Here is an 18,080-nt window from a genome sequence, read left to right as displayed (position 1 = left end):
CCGATCAACCAGCCGGCCTGCCGTCTTTTTTCGCCAGTTGCTGCCAGGAATTCTGCTGCGAAAGCATTGCACGCAGATACGTCAGGTTAGCCTGTGCCTGCTGGGCAGAGAGTTCCTGAACAGCAATGCGTTCGGCTTCGGCAAAGCGGCCCTGCAGACCAACCACGAGCGCAAGGTTCTGGCGGACGCGGCTATCGGCGCCCGGCTGGGAAATGGCCGATTGCAGATAGGTTTCGGCGGTGCGCGGATCGCTCGACAGGACATAGGACATGCCGAGATTGGACAACACGCTGGGATCGTTCGGCTTGAGGTCAAGTGCCTGACGATATCTGGAACGTGCCTCGTTCGACCGTCCGAGCTGGTCGAGCACCGCGCCCTCGGCGGAGTAGAGCCGCCAGTCGGGACGATCGGGCGTCTGCGCGCGCTGAATGGTCGAAAGCGCCTGCTCCAGTTGGCCGGCAGCCGCCTGCGACTTGCCATAGGCCGCAAGCACTTCACGGTCGGCCGGATTGGCGATGGCAATCTGCTGCATGACGGCGAGAGCCTGCGTATTCTTGCCGGTCATCATCAGTACACTGGCATAATTCATGCCGACTGACTTGTCCTTGGGATTGCGTTCATAGGCTTTGCCGGCGGTCTCTTCCGCCTGCCGAAGCTGCTCCATGTTCAGATGGTCATAAGAACGCGTGGCGGCGGGAATGGAGCCGGTGGACATGCGATCCGGCTTGTTGGTGCTTGCACATCCGGAAACGGCTAAAACCAGCGCTGCAAGACATACGCCCCGCAGCAACCCTGTCCGGCCTGTCTCACCCAAAGAAAATGCAGTCATGGCAGCGCCCCCGCCCGAGAATGATCGATCTTGCGCCCGACACACGACAGACTCACATGACGCAACTTTCGCTTAAGCAATAATCTGTTAACCCTAACAGAGCGTTAATCGCACCGATTCTCGACATTTACGGAAGCATACCATGGCGCCCTATCAGTTCATCGAACGCCCCACCCCTTTCAGTTCGAAGGCCGGCAGCACATTGCCGGTTTTCGCCGTCACGCCAGCCCATATCGAACAGGGCGCCATAGACCCGGTCGCTCTGGATTGGGCGAAAAAGGCGGGGTTCAAGGCGGAAGCCGGCGCCGTCCTGCTCGTTCCTTCCTCCGATGGATCGCTTGGAGGTGTGCTTCTCGGTCTGGGTGGCAATCCTTCCGAAATTCCCTTCATCACCGGGAAACTCGCCCGTGAGCTGCCGGAGGGCGAGTGGCATATCGAAACCGCGCCCCTGACGGCCAATCGCCTCGCTCTCGGATTCGGCCTCGGCAGCTACCGCTTCGACAAATACAAGACCACCAAGACCAGCGGGGCAAAGCTTCTCATTCCGCAAGACGCTGAAGACGGCGAGATCAAGCGCATTCTGGCAGGCGTCTTCCTTGCGCGCGACCTCATCAACGTCCCGGCCAACGACATGGGACCGGACGAGCTCGAGATCGCCTTCCGCGCGCTTGCTGCCCACTACAAGGCGAAGGTGAACGTTACGACCGGCGATGATCTGCTGAAGGAAAACTTCCCGCTGATCCATGCGGTTGGCCGCGCCAGTGAAAGCGCACCGCGCCTTCTGGAGATGAACTGGGGCAAGAAGGGCAATCCGCGACTGACACTAGTGGGCAAGGGCGTCTGCTTCGATACCGGCGGTCTCGACATCAAGCCTGCGGCCTCCATGGCGTTGATGAAGAAGGATATGGGTGGTGCCGCCAATGTTCTCGGTCTTGCGCTGATGATCATGGATGCGAAGCTGCCGGTCGATCTGCGCGTTCTCGTGCCGGCGGTCGAAAATTCCATTTCCGCCAATGCCTTCCGCCCGGGCGATATCTACAGGAGCCGCAAGGGGCTGACCGTACAGATCGACAATACCGATGCGGAGGGTCGTCTCGTTCTGGCGGATGCGCTGGCCTATGCGGACGAGGATGCGCCGGACCTAATGATCGACATGGCGACGCTGACAGGTGCGGCGCGCGTGGCGCTGGGTCCCGATCTGCCGCCCTTCTACACCGACGATGACGATCTGGCGCATGATATCGCGGAAGCCAGCATCGATACGGATGACCCGCTGTGGCGCATGCCGCTTTACATGGGGTATGACAAGGATATCCGCTCGCGCGCAGCCGATATCACCAATGCGCCTTCAGGCGGCATGGGTGGATCGATCACCGCCGCCCTGTTCCTGAAGCGCTTCGTCACCAATACGAAGCGCTGGGCGCATTTCGATATTTACGGCTGGTCGCTCAGCGAGCGTCACCATTCGTCTATCGGCGGGGAAGCACAGGGTATCCGCGCGCTCTTCCATTACATCGCACATCAATTCGCGAAGTAATCTGCTAGACCAGGATCAGGTTTGAAGGGCGCTTCCTCAATCGGAGCGCCCGGTTCCCTTAAACCAGAACCTTCTGTTCCTTGTGGTCTTCCTCGCCGAAGAACTTCAGGTAACGCTCCACTTCGGCCGGCTCGCCGGTGGCCTTTTGCGGATTGTCCGAGAGCTTCACAGCCGGTCGGCCATTGGCGTCGCTCACCTTGCAGACGATGGAAATCGGCTTGAGGCTGGCAATGGTCTTCGGCGCACAGCCGGCAAAATCATTGGTGAGGTTGGTGCCCCAGCCGAAGCTCATGCGGACGCGGCCTTCAAAATGCCGGTAAGTGTCGATGATGGCGTCGACATCGAGACCATCGGAAAAGATCAGCATCTTCTTGCGCGGGTCGCGGCCCATCTTCTGCCACCACTCGATGATCTTTTCGCCGCCTTCGATCGGCGGCGCGCTGTCCGGTCGGAAGCCGGTCCAGTCAGCCACCCATTCCGGCGCATTGCGCAGAAACGCCGCCGTGCCGAAAGCGTCCGGCAGCACGATCAGCAGGTTGCCGCCATAAAGCCGGTTCCAGTCCTTCAGAACCTGATAGGGCGCGGCGGCCAGTTCCTCGTTCGTCTGCGCCAGTGCCGCGACCACCATCGGCAATTCATGCGCGTTGGTGCCGACGGCTTCGAGGTCGGAATCCATGGCGAGCAGGACATTGCTCGTACCGGTAAAGGCAGGGCCGATGCCTTCCTTCAGCGCCTCGACGCACCAGCGTTGCCACAGGAAGCTGTGGCGGCGGCGGGTGCCGAAATCGGAGATGCGCAGGCCCGGCAGTTCCCGCAACCGCTCGACTTTCTCCCACATCTTGGCCTTGGCGCGAGCATAGAGCACGTCCAGCGTGAAATAACCGAGCGAACGCATGGCGCTGCGCGAACGCAACTCGTTGATGATCGCCAGCGCCGGGATTTCCCAGAGCGTCGTATCCATCCAGCGGCCATGAAAATTCAGCTCATATTGCCCGTCGCGCTTGAAAAGCTCATATTCCGGCAATTGATAGCTCGAAAGCCAGGAGAGAAACTCCGGCTCGAAAATCTGCGAGCGGCCGTAAAAGGTGTTACCCGCAAGCCAGATGTTTTCCTTCTTGGAGAGACGCAGGGTGCGCGCATGATCGAGCTGCTCGCGCAGTTCCATCTCGTCGATCTCTTCCGCCAGCCGCACGGTCTTGGTGCGGTTGATCAGGGAAAATGTCGCGTCAACTTCCGGATAGAGCTTCCAGATCATCTGCAACATCAACAGTTTGTAGAAATCTGTGTCGATCAGGCTGCGGACGATCGGGTCTAGCTTCCAGGTATGATTGTGGACACGGGTGGCTATATCGGTCTTCGTCATACTTGCATTCCCCAATATCGGCCAAAGGTCAAAAATAGCCGATGTCACTCCGCACCCCGGCAGGTATCAACCTGTCACGCGGAAGATTTATCTGAAAAAGCGACAACAAGTCCAGAGCGCCGGCGGCGGCAAATGCCTCACACGCCCGCTCGCGCGTCGATTTCCCAAAAACCGCATTGTCGTTTCGGCCAGGTGCTAGGGCCACGCCGCTTCAGAAGGTCGGATCCACAGGATTGATGCCGGGATACCAGTCCTTGGAGACCGGATTTTTACCACCGAAACTGGAAATGCCGTTTTCATCGGTGCAGCGATAGCCCTGAACAGGAAGCCCGCGGCTGCCGAAAACATCCCGGTAGGGACCTCGGGAGTATCCGGTCACGCCGAGTTCGCTATGGCAGTTGTAACGGACCTTGGGCTGCAGCGTTCGCGGGTCCTTGACGCCAGGCAAGTTTGCATAGGCATCCGGCGCGGGGGCAAAACCATTCTGGAAAACGGTCTGCGCCTGCGCCGACGCGCTTAGCAAGGCCGCCGTGAGGATCGCTGCCAATCGTGTTGCCGTTCTTGTCTTCATCGATGCCAGTCCCGTACCATCATCCAACCGATGTAGGCTGTCCAGGGCTCTCCCACAAAGGGCCAGGCAGGCACAATTTCGTGAAAGCCGCAGTCTCAGCCTTCCAGGCGGCGAAAAGCCGTCGGCTTTTCATAAAGCCAGCCGATCCGCTCGATGGCCGCATCGAGATTTTCGCGTGCGACATTCATCGTGTGGCCATTGGCATGCAACAACGTTTCCTCGTTTTCCATGAGGCCGACATGGCCCTTCCAGAAGACGAGATCGCCGCGGCGCAATTCATCACGCTCGATTTCAACGCCCAGCGACTTCACCTGCATATCCGTGTCGCGCAGAACCCGGCGGCCGGTCATCGCCATGGAAAGCTGCACGAGGCCGGAACAATCGATACCGAAGCCCGAGCGGCCACCCCAGAGATAGGGTGTTTCGATAAAACGCAGAGCCACCGCCACATAGTCTTCTTCAAGCGTCGCATCGACAGCCCGGCAATGGGCGGCAATGATGCCCTCGCCTTTTTCGTTCATCAGGTAGCGGGTGCCGCGCGTCTCTGCCTCGCCGACGATGCGGATCAGGCTGCCCATGGACAGCGCCGCGACAGGCGGTTTGCGCAACTCGGCCGAAGAATAAAGGAATGTACGCGGCGCGATGATCTGATGGGTGGCGGCGACAACATCGCCGATAGCCGTTTCCGGCACATAACCGGCATAACCATCCACATCCGCCTGTACCCAGGCCCAGCCATTTGCCCTATCGAAAACGCGCACCGTTTCGCCGGAGAGCAGTTCGGTGTCTATACCGGTCGCAAGATCAGGCGTCGGCCGCAGGCCGATGACCGGTGCGGTGACTTGGGCGGGCGACCCGCTGACGAAACGGTCGGCCTGCACCACACCCTGCAGTTTCGCATCGGCGAGATCGGGGCGGAAGACGTTCAGGCGGCGGTCGAGCATCATGGGTTTCACATCCAGAGGTTAGATCTTGCGTGCCTGATCAATAATCAGATCGCCGAATTTTTCCAGATAAAGCGCACCGGCCACGGTGCGTTTTATCACGACATTGCGCCTGTCCCGCTCATCTCGCACCCGGTCGACCAATCCCAACGCCCCGAGACTGTCGAGCGCGCGGGTGATGACCGGTTTGGTGACCCCTAGCGTGGCGGCAAGACCCCGAACGGTGTGCGGCGGTGGCACGAGATAAATCTGCAGCAGGATGGCCGTCTGACGCAAGGTCAAATCCGGCTGATCGTCAATGACCTGCGCCGTGGATACACGGTGCCAGAGCCCCAAGGCCTCCGTGGGTGACAATTGTGCAGGCAAGCCGGTGACCCTTCCGTCATTGTTCCACTGTTTTCATTCAACGCAGTTGAAAACTCAAGAACCAACCGCACAAACAAAACCGCCGCGCGGCGCAGACCTCGAAAGATCGCGCGGCGCGGCGGCGTTTATCGACCCGTTTTCCGGGCTTCCACGTCCCCTCTGGACTTGCCAGATGAGATGCAGGAAGCGTGCCAGTTTTATTGCAACGCACAAAGCGAAACGAAAACAGTCACTTGGAGCGAATATGAACCCTTATGGTCAAATTTTCCTCAAAGAGCAAACAGCAACAAAAACAGGCAGCAGGAGATGTGATGCTTAAAAACTGCCTTCCGCCGCAACGGCGGAAGGCAGGGATGAACACGGATCAGATTTCCGCACCGCGCGCCGCATCTGCGGCATTGGCACTTTGCTGCCGATTATGCCGGATCGACGACCAGAGCGAAATGCCGATCAGGGTCGCGCCACCAAGACCGGTAATGACCTCCGGTATATGGAACATGGTCTGCACATACATGATGACCGAAAGGATCAGGATCGCATAAAAGGCGCCGTGCTCCAGATAGCGGTATTCGGCGAGCGTTCCCTTCTCCACCAGCATGATGGTCATCGAGCGCACATACATGGCGCCGATGCCGAGGCCGATGGCGATGATGAAGAGATTCTGCGTCAGTGCGAAAGCACCGATCACGCCGTCGAAGGAGAAGCTGGCATCCAGCACTTCGAGGTAAAGAAACGCACCGAAGCCACCTTTGGCCGCGCCTTCCAGCATTTCCTGGCTGCGGTCGAGAATGCCGCCGACCACTTCCACCAGGAGAAAGGTCAAAAGACCCCAGATCGCCGAATGGAAGAAGGTATTGGCCGCGACCGGACCGAGTTCCGGATTGTCGCTGGCGCCGATGATGCGGGAAAAGATCAGCATGACAACAAGCACAAAAGCGATTTCGATGCCCTTGACGGAAGAATAGGCTGCCGCCTTTTCCTCGATCCAACGCACCCAGTGCACATCCTTCTCATGGTCGAAGAAGAAATTGAGACCGACCATCATCAGGAAGGTGCCGCCGAAAGCCGCAATCGGCAGATGGGCGTCACGCATGATTTCCGCGTAGCGCTCCGGCTGGGTGGCCGCCATCACGAGCGCCGTCCAGGGGCCGACATTGGCGGCCACGACGACGATGAGCAGCGGGAAGACGATACGCATGCCGAAAACGGCGATGAGAATACCCCAGGTCAGGAAGCGATGCTGCCAGACAGGTGTCATGTCCTTGAGCTTGTTGGCATTGACGATGGCATTGTCGAAGGACAGCGAGATTTCCAGCACGGCAAGCACCGCGCAGATGAAGAAGATCGTTGCAGTTCCGCCGATGGTGCCGGTCATTTCCCAGCCGAGGTAACCGCCGAGGATCAGACCGACGACGGTGACGATAAATGCCCACTTGAAGTAGGAAAGCGTGGATTTCTGGGCGGCGCTCATGTCCGGTCTCCTCCGATGACGAGGATGTTCACGGACCGACGCAGGGCGTCAGGCCGCACGCGAAAAGCACGCGCGCGAAGCACATTCAGGTTTTTCATAGTTTTTAATCCGCCGGCCAATTTGCAGGCGGTACCGACATCACGAGAGCGCCGTAAAACTCTCGCCAGAGGGGCCCGGCACCTTTGTTTCCTCTGCCCTTGCGAGACAAATCATCGCAGGACCCCTTCTTACTTCCTGAAGATCACGCCTTCGTCAAGTCCCGTGATTGTGACCAAGACGAACAAGAAAGGTCAAACCTGCTCCGCAGCCAGTCCTTCGGCGGTTTCGCGGCGTCGTTTGAGTGTATTTTCGCGGAAGAAGATGTAAAGGCCGGAAAGAACAATCAGGCCTGCACCGACAACGATACTGGTCTGCGGCACGTCGTTGAAGAACAGCCAGCCGAAGATCACTGCCCAAAGCAACAGCGTATATTGCAGCGGCGCGACGGTGGCGGCGTCGGCAAGTTTCAAGGCCCGGTTGACCAGCACATGCGCTGCCATGGCGACCACGCCGAGCAAACCGAGGAACGCCAGGTCGAAGCTGGACTGGACCGGTAGCCAGCCGGACGGGGTCATGAACACTGCGACGATGCCTGCAAGCCCTGCGCCGATGATCTGCCAGAAGGCAAGCACGGTATCCGGCGTGTTGCGCAGCTGGCGGCCGGACAACATCATGAATGCGAAGGCCGCGCTGCCGAGAATGGAAAAGAGTGCCGCGGAAGTGAGACTTGCCGAGCTGGGCTTGAGCGCGATGAGAACGCCGACAAAACCGATGGCGATGGCCGTCCAGCGGCGCCAGCCGACCTTTTCCCCCAGCAGGAACGGCGCCAGAGCGGCCACATAAATGGGGGCTGCCAGCCAGTAGGTCATGACATCCGCCAGCGGCAGGCTCGCAACGGCGAAATAGAAACAGAAAAGTTCGGCCGTGGAGAAGAAGACACGCGCCACCTGAAGGCCAGGGCGCTCGATCTTCACGAGGCCTGAAAGGCCGGCTCTCCAGACGATCGGAACGAGAATGACAAGCGCTGCCGCACTTCTGATCAGGATGACCTGGCCCTGGCTGTACGTCGATACCAGCCATTTGCCCATGGCGTCGTTCAATGCAAAAAGCAGCATTCCAAGCAGCATGACAGCCACGCCGAGGCCGGTCGGCGAAAGCTTTCTTATCATAGTCGACATGTCAGATTCCGATTTCTCCCAATGGCTGCATTGGTCGTCCAGCCGGCAGCCCTTTGTCAAGCCCGGAACGACCTGCCATCAGGAATTAATAGTACTAATAGATCGGCGGCCGAATGTTTCAGATGAAGATTCGCCGCTCTTCCGCGACCAGTTCCTGGAGAAAATCGACGACCGTGCGGACACGGACCAGCTGGCGGGCGGATTCGTGATAGGCCGTCCAATAGGAGCGGCTGATACCGAGATGCGGCATGATCCGCATCAGTTCGGGATATTGCCCGGCGATGTAATTGTGCAGGATGCCGATGCCTGCCCCCGACCGCACCGCCTCCGTCTGGCCGGTGGCGCTGGAGATTTCGAACGCCGCGTCCCAGTCGCGCATGATCTCGCCGGTATAGTTGAGCGACGGTGAAAAGATCAGGTCCTCTACATATCCGATCCGCCGGTGACGCTTCAGTGCATCGACATCCGCGGGCGTTCCATAGTCGGCCAGATAATCCGCCGAGGCATAAAGGCCCAGCGAATAATCGGTGAGCTTGGAAAACATCAGCCTGCCCTGCTCCGGCCGCTCGATGGTGATGGCGATATCGGCCTCACGTTGCGACAAAGAGAAGGAACGCGGCACCGGCACGAGCTGGATTTTCAGGTCGGGATAACGGGCCGTCAACCGGCCAAGCCTTGGCGCGAGGAAGGATACACCGAGGCCATCGGGCGCGCCGATGCGCACCGTTCCCGCCACCGCCGTATCGACACGGCCGAGATTGGCCTGGGCATTCAGCATTTCGGTTTCCATGCGCTCGGCTCCGGCAAGAAGACGCTGGCCTTCCTCCGTCAACTCGCAACCATTGGTGCTTCGCAGGAACAGCTGCGTGCCGATGGCCGTTTCAAGCGCGGAAATGCGCCGGCTGAGCGTGGCGTGGTTGACACCGAGCTTTCTGGCCGCCGAAAGAAACTGGCCACTTCGTGCAACGCTTAGAAACAAGCGCACATCATCCCAGTTCACGGCACCCTCCTTATGTCTATTTTCGCACAATGGATGCTTATTTCAGGCGATTGATTTGTGCAAATCGAAAGGTAATGCTGCGCCATCTTATTCTGGAGGAACACTCATGAAGGAAATCGGTCATTTCATTAATGGCAAGCATGTGCCGGGCGCCAGCGGCCGCACGTCGAATGTCTACAACCCGGCAACCGGCGAAGTGCAGGCAACTGTCGCACTTGCCAGCGACGCTGAGCTGCGCGCCGCCGTCGAAAGCGCCAAGGCGGCACAGCCGAAATGGGCCGCTACCAACCCGCAGCGCCGCGCCCGCGTTTTCTTCAAGTTCGTCGAGCTTCTGAACCGCGACATCAACGAGCTGGCGGTGCTGCTTTCCAGCGAACACGGCAAGACCGTCGAGGATTCCAAGGGCGATATCATTCGCGGCCTTGAAGTCTGCGAATTCGTCTGCGGTATTCCACATCTGCAGAAGGGTGAATTCACCGAGGGTGCGGGTCCTGCCATCGACATGTATTCGATCCGCCAGCCGGTCGGCATCGGCGCGGGCATCACGCCGTTCAACTTCCCCGGCATGATCCCGATGTGGATGTTCGCCCCGGCGATCGCCTGCGGCAACGCCTTCATCCTCAAGCCTTCCGAGCGCGATCCGTCGCTGCCGATCCGCCTTGCCGAACTGATGATCGAAGCCGGTCTTCCGGCCGGCATCCTCAATGTCGTCAACGGGGACAAGGGCGCCGTCGACGCCATCCTCACCGATCCCGATATCGGCGCGGTCTCCTTCGTCGGCTCGACGCCGATCGCACGCTATGTTTACGGCACCGCCGCCATGAACGGCAAGCGCGCGCAGTGCTTCGGCGGCGCGAAGAACCACATGATCATCATGCCGGATGCCGATCTCGATCAGGCCGTGAACGCGCTGATGGGCGCCGGTTACGGTTCAGCCGGCGAGCGCTGCATGGCCGTTTCCGTTGCGGTTCCTGTTGGCGAAGAGACCGCCAACCGTCTCGTCGAAAAGCTCATTCCGCAGATCGAAAGCCTGAGGATCGGCCCCTATACCGACGACAAGGCCGATATGGGTCCGCTCGTCACCAAGGAAGCACAGACGCGCGTCAGGGGCCTGATCGACAGCGGTGTCGAACAGGGTGCGAAGCTGCTGGTCGATGGTCGCGACTTCAAGCTGCAAGGTTATGAAGACGGCTATTTCGTCGGCGGCTGCCTGTTCGACCACGTCACCCCTGACATGGACATCTACAAGACGGAAATCTTCGGACCGGTTCTGTCCGTCGTTCGCGCCAAGAACTACGAAGACGCGCTGGAACTGCCGATGAAGCATGAGTATGGCAACGGCGTCGCGATCTACACCCGTGACGGCGACGCTGCTCGCGACTTCGCAAGCCGCATCAACATCGGCATGATCGGCATCAACGTTCCGATCCCGGTTCCGCTCGCCTATCACTCCTTCGGCGGCTGGAAGGCCTCGAGCTTCGGCGATCTCAACCAGCACGGCACGGATTCGATCAAGTTCTGGACGAAGACGAAGACGATCACCTCGCGCTGGCCGTCCGGCATCAAGTCGGGTGCCGAATTCGTCATGCCGACGATGAAATAACAGGGCAACCGGCAAGAGAACATAAAAAGCCCCGTTGTTGTTGCAGCGGGGCTTTTTGCTGGCGCTCAGGAGAGCGACTAAAGCATTTAAAAGAGTGCTCGATTTTGCGCCAAGAAATGAGCAAAAACAAAGAGTTAGAGCAATTGAGGTGAGCCGGCGTTCACCGGAATTGCTCTAGGAGTAATGTGACGTTCAGTTGGTCGGGCCGTCGTTGAAACCCACTTCGTCCACCAGCTCCGAAGCCTGTTTGCGATGGGCGGCAATATCCGTCAGCGGCAGCTTGTCCGGATTGATGGGGCCGAAACCCTTCACGACGTCGGACGGCTCCGCACCCGGCAGCACCGGATATTCGAAGACCTGCTTGGCGTAGATTTCCTGCGCTTCACGCGAGGCCAGAAATTCCATCAGCTTCAGCGCATTGTCCTTGTTCGGCGCATATTTCGTCAGCGCCATGCCAGAAATATTCACATGGGTGCCGCGGTCGCCCGCATTGGGGAAGATTACCCGCACCGAACCCGCCCATATTTTTTCGTCCGGTTCCTGATCATTGGTCAGCATCAGGCCGACGTAATAGGTATTGCCGAGCGCGATATCGCATTCTCCGGAAAAGATCGATTTTGCCTGGCTGCGGTCAGTTCCGTCAGGCTTGCGGGCGAGGTTATTCTTCAGGCCCGTCAGCCATGTGCGGGTATAATCGACGCCGTGATGGGCGATCATCGAGGCAATCAGCGCGATATTGTAGGAATGCTGGCCATCACGAATGCAGATCTTGCCCTTCCATTTCGGTTCGGCAAGTTCTTCATAGGTAATGTCCTTCTGGGTCACCCGCTCCTTGGAGGCATAGACAACCCGGCCACGCGTCGTGAGGCCAAACCATTCACCCTCCGGATCACGCAGATTGGCGGGGATGTCCTTTTCGATGACGGGATCACCCAGAACCGGCTGTGTGACCTTGCCCTCCTTGGCCTCGACAAGCCGGGCAATATCCACCGTCAGCAGCACGTCCGCAGGTGAATTGACGCCCTCTGCCTGGATGCGTTCCACCAGCCCCTTGTCCAGGAAAAGCACGTTGGTTTCTATCCCGGTTTCCTTGGTGAAGGCATCGAGAAGCGGCTGGATCAGTTCAGGTTGGCGATAGGAATAGACGTTAACATCCCCCTCTGCCAGCGCGGCGGGCGCGAGGGAAAGGATCGTCAGCCCTGAAAAAACGGCAGCGGAAAAGTATGATTTCAAGCTTGCCATTGTGAATGCCTCCATTACATTCCGATTCTTGACTTGTTTGTTCATGAATCATGAGGGCGGTCAACAAGGCTGTTCGAGAAATATCGGATGGATGCCAGTTTTTTCAGTTTCTGGAATTGTTCTAAACTGAAAAAGAGACTATATAACTCCACATTGAGAGTTAGGAGACCAGCATGCGTTTGACCAAACAGACCAACTATGCCGTTCGCATGTTGATGTATTGCGCTGCGAATGAAGGCAAGCTTAGCCGCATTCCGGAGATTGCCAGGGCTTACGGCGTATCTGAACTGTTCCTGTTCAAAATCCTGCAGCCGCTCAACAAGGCGGGTCTCGTGGAAACCGTGCGCGGCCGCAATGGCGGCGTGCGCCTTGGCAAGCCTGCCGAAAAGATCAGCCTGTTCGACGTGGTTCGGGTGACCGAAGACAGCTTCGCCATGGCTGAGTGCTTTGAGGACGGTGCCGTGGAATGTCCGCTTGTGGACAGCTGCGGCCTGAATTCGGCGCTGCGCAAGGCGCTGAATGCCTTCTTTGATGTGCTCACGGAATATTCGATTGACGATCTCGTCAAGGCGCGACCGCAGATCAACTTCCTGCTCGGAATCGATACGGAAATGCCGAAGATTGCCGCACTTCCGGCAGCCTGATCGTTCCACAGCCTATCCGGCAATCGCAAAGCCCGTAACCACAGGTCACGGGCTTTTCTTTTATCGAATGCGCATGAAATATAATATTTTTGGTCCCGCGTGTTGACGTCGCGGAAGGAAGCAGCGCATTTGGTCCCGAGCTTTTTCAAGCAACCAACCAGCGTCGCAATGATCATCAAGCCTGAATTCCACACATTTGCGCTTACTGCCCTCGTCGGCAGCTTGGGCGCACTGCTTGCCAGCCTGCTGCATGTTCCCGCCCCCTTTCTTTCAGGGCCAGCGCTCGCGGTGACCATCACCGGACTGGCGGGTGTCAAGCTCGGAATTCCCGCCTTCATCCGCAACGCCTGTTTCGTCGTCGTCGGCATTTCCATGGGAACGAGCGTAACGCCCTCGGTCATCGATGCCGCAAAGACATGGCCATTGAGCTTCATCGTCGTGCTCATCGCCGTCGTGATCATGCTCTATGTCGCTTATTGGATCCTGCATTACGGTTTCGGTTACGACCGGACAACGGCGATGCTCGGGGCTTCCCCCGGTCATCTCAGCTACATCATCAGCCTCGGAGCCGAGACTAAAAGCGACCTTGCGACCGTCAGCATCGTGCAAAGCGTGCGCGTGTTGGCTCTGACGCTTTCAGTACCGTTGATCGTCGAATATTTCGATCTGGTCAGCACGGAACCCTTGATCACAAACCCGCCAATGGGCCTTTTTACGCTGGCGCTTACCATCGCCGCCTCGCTTCTGACCGGATGGCTTTTCCTGCGCTGGAAATTTCCCGCCGCCCTGCTGCTCGGTGGCGTCGCGATCTCCATTGGCACGCATATTACCGGCCTCACCGAAGGCGGTGTGCCCACCTGGCTCAGCCTGCCGGTCTATGTGCTGATCGGCTGCCTCATCGGCACGCGCTTCTCAAATGTCTCGCTGATGGAGGTGCGCAAGGGCTTTCTGGCCGGCTTCGTCGTCACCATTGCCGTGATGGTGATTGCCGGCAGCATTGCCTGGCTGATTTCGCGCGTGACAGGCGTGCCGCTCAATGCCGTCATGATTGCCTATTCGCCGGGCGGTCTCGAAACCATGGCGGCAATGGCTGTCATGATGCATGCCGATACCGCCTATGTCGGTTCGCATCATGTCATCCGGCTTCTCTTCCTGTCGGTGCTCATGCCGCTCGTCATGGGCAAGGATGCGCGCAAGCGGGATGGCGACGCCTGACGAGTGCTGGCCACCCGTGCCACAGGAGCCATCGACGCGAAAATGCAAATGGCGTGCAACTTTTTTTCTTTCCGCCCGTTGATACTCCGCCGCAATTGCGGCGGCGATCTTTTGCCTGTTCGGCAGGCTGACCCACCGGAGGACTATTCATGAACCGCTTGATGACCTTGACGGGCGCCGGACTTGCGCTTGCCTTTTCTGTTTCCATCGCTCAGGCGCAGGTGGTGGTGTCGTCGAAGATCGACACGGAGGGCGGCGTTCTCGGTAACATCATCCTCGCCGTTCTCAACCAGAACAAGATCGAGACGACGGATCGCATCCAGCTCGGCGCCACCCCGGTCGTCAGAAAAGCGATCACCGCGGGCGAGATCGACATCTATCCCGAATATACCGGCAACGCCGCCTTCTTTTTCTCCAAGGCGGATGACCCGCTCTGGAAAGACGCTGCCAAGGGGTATCAAGAGGCAAAAACACTCGACCATGACGCCAACAAGATCGTCTGGCTGACGCCATCTCCGGCCAACAACACCTGGGCGATCGCCCTGCGCAAGGATGTTGCCGACAAGAACAATTTGAAGACGCTTTCCGATTTCGGCAAATACGTTGCCGATGGCGGCACGGTGGTTCTTGCCGCTTCCTCGGAATTCGTCAATTCCGCCGCCGCCCTGCCGGCGTTTCAGACGACCTATGGCTTCACCATGAAGCCGGACCAGCTGATCACGCTTTCCGGCGGTGACACCGCGGCCACGATCGCCGCCGCCGCGAACCAGACGAACAATGCCAATGCCGCCATGGTCTATGGCACGGATGGCGGGATTGCCCCTTCCGGTCTTGTGGTTCTGGAAGACGACAAGCATGTGCAGCCGGTCTATCAGCCTGCGCCGATCATTCGCGAAGAGGTTCTGAAAAAGCACCCCAATATCGAGGAACTGCTGAAGCCCGTGTTCGAAAAGCTTGATCTCGCAACCCTGCAGGACCTGAATGCCCGCGTGCAGGTGGGCGGCGAACAGGCGAAAACCGTGGCGCTGGACTTCCTGACAAAGAACGGTTTCGTCAAGTAGCGGCTCATGGTGCTGGAGGAGGATCACGAGAACGGAAGCGTTTTCATCATCCGATCCCGATCCAGGGTAGAGGGGAGCAGGATTTGACGAAATGGCCTGACAAGGTGGGCGTGCTGATTTCGTGCCTGCTTCTTTATGCGCTTTTTGCATCGCCCTTCATGACGTTTCGCGCCAACCGGATCGTTCAGGGGGAAACACGAGCAATCTTCGAGGCCCTTCCATCCGCGGCCGCGACACTGCTTGCGGCCATCATTCTTCTTGCGGCCTTCATCGCCTTTTTCCGTTTTCCTGCACGGTTGAAACTCGCAGCTGCACTGGCCGGTCTCGCGGCGCTCTCGGTTTTCGTCGGACAGGCTGCCTCCTTTCTCACGCCGGAGGGAAACAGTTTTGCCCGCGTCTCGCCGTCGAGTGGTTTCTGGTTGCTCTTTGCCGGGCTGGCTTTGCTCGCCACGGATTGCATCGCGCGTCTTGAGCCGAAACCCGCCATCCGAATCTTGCTGTTGCTGCTGGCGGCCGCCGCACTTTCCGCAGTGCTGGCAAGCGGCCTCTGGAATGATCTTTCCATTATCAAGGAATATACCGGCCGGTCCGACATATTCTGGACCGAGGCCGTGCGGCATGTGGAGCTCGCCATCGGGTCGCTGATCGCGGCGACCGTCGCGGGTATTCCGCTGGGCATCCTCTGTTATAAAGTCGAGCGGCTGCGGGCGGGGGTGCTGAACAGTCTCAACATCGTCCAGACCATCCCCTCCATAGCCCTTTTCGGCCTGCTGATCGCGCCACTCGGATGGATTGCGGCTACTGTGCCGGGCGCAGCGAAGATCGGCATCGCCGGCATCGGCATGGCGCCGGCCTTCGTGGCGCTGTTTCTCTATTCGCTGCTGCCGGTCGTTTCCAACACGGTGGTCGGTCTTGCCGGCGTTTCCCATGCAGTTCGGGAAGCGGCGCGCGGGCTTGGCATGACGCCGGTGCAGCGGTTGCTGCGGGTGGAATTTCCGCTCGCCATGCCGGTTATTCTCACCGGCATCCGCATCGTGCTGGTGCAGAATATCGGGCTCGCGACAATCGCTGCCCTGATCGGCGGCGGCGGGTTTGGCGTTTTCGTGTTTCAGGGCATCGGGCAGACGGCCATGGACCTCGTGCTGCTCGGCACCGTGCCGACCGTTCTCCTCGGCTTTGCTGCTGCGATCACACTCGACGCCCTGATAGACAGCAATCTCTTCAGCGCAGGCGGAAGGCAGAAGCCATGATCGAGATCGACACCATCACGAAACGATATGGCGATGTGACCGTCGTGGATCAGGTATCGCTGACCGTCGCGCCGCGCACCGTCACCGTCATCGTCGGCACATCCGGGTCGGGGAAAACCACCCTGCTGCGCATGATCAACCGGCTGGTGGAACCGACCTCCGGCGTGATCCGGATCGACGGTCAGGATGTCAGCGCCATTCCGGGTTTCAAACTGCGCCGCCAGATCGGTTATGCCATTCAGGGCCATGGGCTCTTTCCGCATCGAACCGTGGTGGAAAATATCGCGACCGTGCCGCAGTTGATCGGCTGGGATCGCAAACGCATTGAGGCCAAGATCGATGCGCTCATGCACCTCTTCCAGCTTGATCCCGGGCTTTATGCGGATCGTTTTCCGCATGAGCTTTCCGGCGGCCAGCAGCAGCGTGTCGGCGTGGCCCGTGCACTGGCCGCGGAACCGAACATTCTCCTGATGGACGAGCCCTTCGGCGCGCTCGACCCGGTGATCCGCGCCAAGGCCCAGAACGACCTTCTCGATATCCAGAAAAAACTCGGCGTCACCATAGTCCTCGTCACGCACGACATGGATGAGGCTTTCCTTCTGGCGGACCGTATTGCCGTGATGGACAAGGGCCGCATCGTGCAGGATTGCCCGCCGGCGGAGCTGGTGCTGAAACCGGCGACGGATTTCGTCCGCACCATGATCGGCGAAAACGAACGCGCGCTGAAACTGCTTTCGGTTCTCTCCGTCGCCGACATCGTGGAGCCGGGAAGTGCGGAAGGCGAACCGCTCACCGAGGGCACCAGCCAGCGCGATGCCCTGTCGGCCATGTTATGGGCGGGCCGCGATGTCTTGCCTGTCATAAAAGAGGATGGGCAACCCGTCGGCCGGGTGCGGCGTGACGTTCTCCTGCAGCGTGCCACTGGCGCCCCATGAAAAACGTCTTCTCTTTTTTCTCTCTCGGACTTCTGGTGCTGGCACTGATCATCTTTCTTGCCGCACCGCAAATCTTCGCGCCGATCTTCCGCCCTCTCGTGCAGGCCAATGCGCCAGCCATCTATACACAGGCCAATCTCTTTTCCCTGACGCTCTCGCATCTGACCACCGTTGCGATCGCGACCGGACTGGCCACGCTCACGGCGGGGGCGCTTGCGGTTCTCGTCACCCGACCTTTCGGGGTGGATTTTCTGCCGCTGTCGCGCAGTATCGTGAATATTGGCCAGACCTTTCCGCCCGTGGCGGTACTGGCGCTGGCCGTGCCGATGATCGGTTTCGGCGAGAAACCCACGCTCATCGCGCTGTTTCTCTATGCGCTTCTGCCGGTGTTCGAAAATACGCTGACGGGACTAACCACACTGCCGGCCACGGTGATGGACGCCGCCAGAGGCAGCGGCATGACCGGCTGGCAGCGGCTCACCAAAGTGGAGCTGCCGCTTGCCCTTCCGGCCATTCTCGCTGGCGTCAGGCTTTCGGCCGTCATCAGTCTTTCAACCGCCACCATCGGGTCCACGGTCGCCGCCCGCACGCTCGGCGAAGTGATCATAGCCGGCCTGCAATCCAACAATCTCGCCTTCATTCTCCAGGGCGGTTTGATCGTTGCGGCACTGGCGATCCTGATCCACGCCGGCTTTTCCGCGCTGGAAAGGTCCGCAGCCCGCAAAACCGGCCACTGACATAGCTAACCGCCCAAATTTAAGGTTCCCGCCATCCGTCGCACATGGTAGGGGCTGACCGTCGAAACAGAAACATCAGAGGTTCGGGTGACACA

At 59.1% G+C, this 18,080-nt stretch carries 17 protein-coding genes; 8 read left to right on the top strand and 9 right to left on the bottom strand.

The genetic code is table 11. The features are described from left to right. Positions 1–4: 4 nt before the first annotated feature. Positions 5–829 carry a tetratricopeptide repeat protein gene (locus CFBP5499_RS14450; protein WP_080826836.1) on the bottom strand — a complete coding sequence of 275 codons (825 nt, stop codon included), beginning with the start codon at positions 827–829 and terminating at the stop codon, positions 5–7. 142 nt (positions 830–971) lie between these two features. Here CFBP5499_RS14450 and CFBP5499_RS14445 point away from each other — a divergent pair, with 142 nt between their 5' ends. After that, on the top strand, positions 972–2,366 hold the full coding sequence (locus CFBP5499_RS14445; RefSeq protein WP_080826837.1) for a leucyl aminopeptidase family protein: 1,395 nt from the start codon (positions 972–974) through the stop codon (positions 2,364–2,366). 58 nt (positions 2,367–2,424) lie between these two features. On the opposite strand, the gene pncB is transcribed toward CFBP5499_RS14445, so the two are convergent. From pncB to CFBP5499_RS14410, 7 genes are all read right to left on the bottom strand, one after another. After that, on the bottom strand, positions 2,425–3,729 hold the full coding sequence (gene pncB, locus CFBP5499_RS14440) for a nicotinate phosphoribosyltransferase (protein WP_065114598.1): 1,305 nt from the start codon (positions 3,727–3,729) through the stop codon (positions 2,425–2,427). Between the two features lie 211 nt (positions 3,730–3,940). Beyond that, entirely contained in the window at positions 3,941–4,300 is a 360-nt protein-coding gene (locus tag CFBP5499_RS14435; protein WP_080827519.1) for a hypothetical protein, read from the bottom strand. A gap of 95 nt (positions 4,301–4,395) precedes the next feature. Continuing rightward, positions 4,396–5,247 (bottom strand): NlpC/P60 family protein, encoded by an 852-nt coding sequence (locus CFBP5499_RS14430; protein WP_080826838.1) that lies wholly within the window; start codon positions 5,245–5,247, stop codon positions 4,396–4,398. Between the two features lie 18 nt (positions 5,248–5,265). Beyond that, complete coding sequence (locus CFBP5499_RS14425) at positions 5,266–5,610, bottom strand: MarR family transcriptional regulator (RefSeq protein ID WP_080826839.1); 345 nt, start codon at positions 5,608–5,610, stop codon at positions 5,266–5,268. Positions 5,611–5,974: 364 nt separating this feature from the next. Next, positions 5,975–7,081 carry a DUF475 domain-containing protein gene (locus CFBP5499_RS14420; protein ID WP_080826840.1) on the bottom strand — a complete coding sequence of 369 codons (1,107 nt, stop codon included), beginning with the start codon at positions 7,079–7,081 and terminating at the stop codon, positions 5,975–5,977. Positions 7,082–7,371: 290 nt separating this feature from the next. Next, positions 7,372–8,298 (bottom strand): DMT family transporter, encoded by a 927-nt coding sequence (locus tag CFBP5499_RS14415; RefSeq protein ID WP_173986053.1) that lies wholly within the window; start codon positions 8,296–8,298, stop codon positions 7,372–7,374. 118 nt (positions 8,299–8,416) lie between these two features. Continuing rightward, complete coding sequence (locus CFBP5499_RS14410) at positions 8,417–9,298, bottom strand: LysR family transcriptional regulator (RefSeq protein ID WP_080826841.1); 882 nt, start codon at positions 9,296–9,298, stop codon at positions 8,417–8,419. Between the two features lie 106 nt (positions 9,299–9,404). Between CFBP5499_RS14410 and CFBP5499_RS14405 the strand changes: the two genes are divergently transcribed. Further along, positions 9,405–10,901: a CoA-acylating methylmalonate-semialdehyde dehydrogenase gene (locus CFBP5499_RS14405; protein WP_080826842.1), complete on the top strand. Its 1,497-nt coding sequence runs from the start codon at positions 9,405–9,407 to the stop codon at positions 10,899–10,901. 192 nt (positions 10,902–11,093) lie between these two features. Here CFBP5499_RS14405 and CFBP5499_RS14400 read toward each other — a convergent pair whose 3' ends face one another. Further along, positions 11,094–12,143, bottom strand: coding sequence for a Fe(3+) ABC transporter substrate-binding protein (locus tag CFBP5499_RS14400; RefSeq protein WP_233284157.1), 1,050 nt, complete (start codon positions 12,141–12,143; stop codon positions 11,094–11,096). 173 nt (positions 12,144–12,316) lie between these two features. Here CFBP5499_RS14400 and rirA point away from each other — a divergent pair, with 173 nt between their 5' ends. From rirA to CFBP5499_RS14370, 6 genes are all read left to right on the top strand, one after another. Beyond that, positions 12,317–12,787: an iron-responsive transcriptional regulator RirA gene (rirA, locus tag CFBP5499_RS14395; protein WP_080826844.1), complete on the top strand. Its 471-nt coding sequence runs from the start codon at positions 12,317–12,319 to the stop codon at positions 12,785–12,787. A gap of 168 nt (positions 12,788–12,955) precedes the next feature. Further along, positions 12,956–14,002, top strand: a complete 1,047-nt coding sequence (locus tag CFBP5499_RS14390) for an AbrB family transcriptional regulator (RefSeq protein ID WP_080827521.1) — start codon at positions 12,956–12,958, stop codon at positions 14,000–14,002. Between the two features lie 149 nt (positions 14,003–14,151). Further along, on the top strand, positions 14,152–15,063 hold the full coding sequence (gene osmF / locus CFBP5499_RS14385) for a glycine betaine ABC transporter substrate-binding protein OsmF (RefSeq protein WP_080826845.1): 912 nt from the start codon (positions 14,152–14,154) through the stop codon (positions 15,061–15,063). An 83-nt stretch (positions 15,064–15,146) separates the two neighbouring features. Then, the gene (locus CFBP5499_RS14380) at positions 15,147–16,313 is read left to right on the top strand and encodes an ABC transporter permease (RefSeq protein WP_175416741.1); all 1,167 of its coding nucleotides are present in this window, start codon (positions 15,147–15,149) and stop codon (positions 16,311–16,313) included. Next, positions 16,310–17,248 carry an ABC transporter ATP-binding protein gene (locus CFBP5499_RS14375; RefSeq protein WP_080826846.1) on the top strand — a complete coding sequence of 313 codons (939 nt, stop codon included), beginning with the start codon at positions 16,310–16,312 and terminating at the stop codon, positions 17,246–17,248. Before CFBP5499_RS14380 ends, CFBP5499_RS14375 begins: the two co-directional genes overlap by 4 nt. Further along, positions 17,245–17,985 (top strand): ABC transporter permease, encoded by a 741-nt coding sequence (locus CFBP5499_RS14370; protein WP_080826847.1) that lies wholly within the window; start codon positions 17,245–17,247, stop codon positions 17,983–17,985. The genes CFBP5499_RS14375 and CFBP5499_RS14370 overlap by 4 nt, the downstream gene beginning before the upstream one ends. Positions 17,986–18,080: the final 95 nt, after the last annotated feature.

It is taken from the genome of Agrobacterium tumefaciens, from assembly GCF_005221325.1.
GTDB lineage: Bacteria > Pseudomonadota > Alphaproteobacteria > Rhizobiales > Rhizobiaceae > Agrobacterium.
The sequence above is the reverse complement of the archived record's forward strand: the minus strand, read 5'-3'. Positions and strand labels throughout refer to the sequence as shown.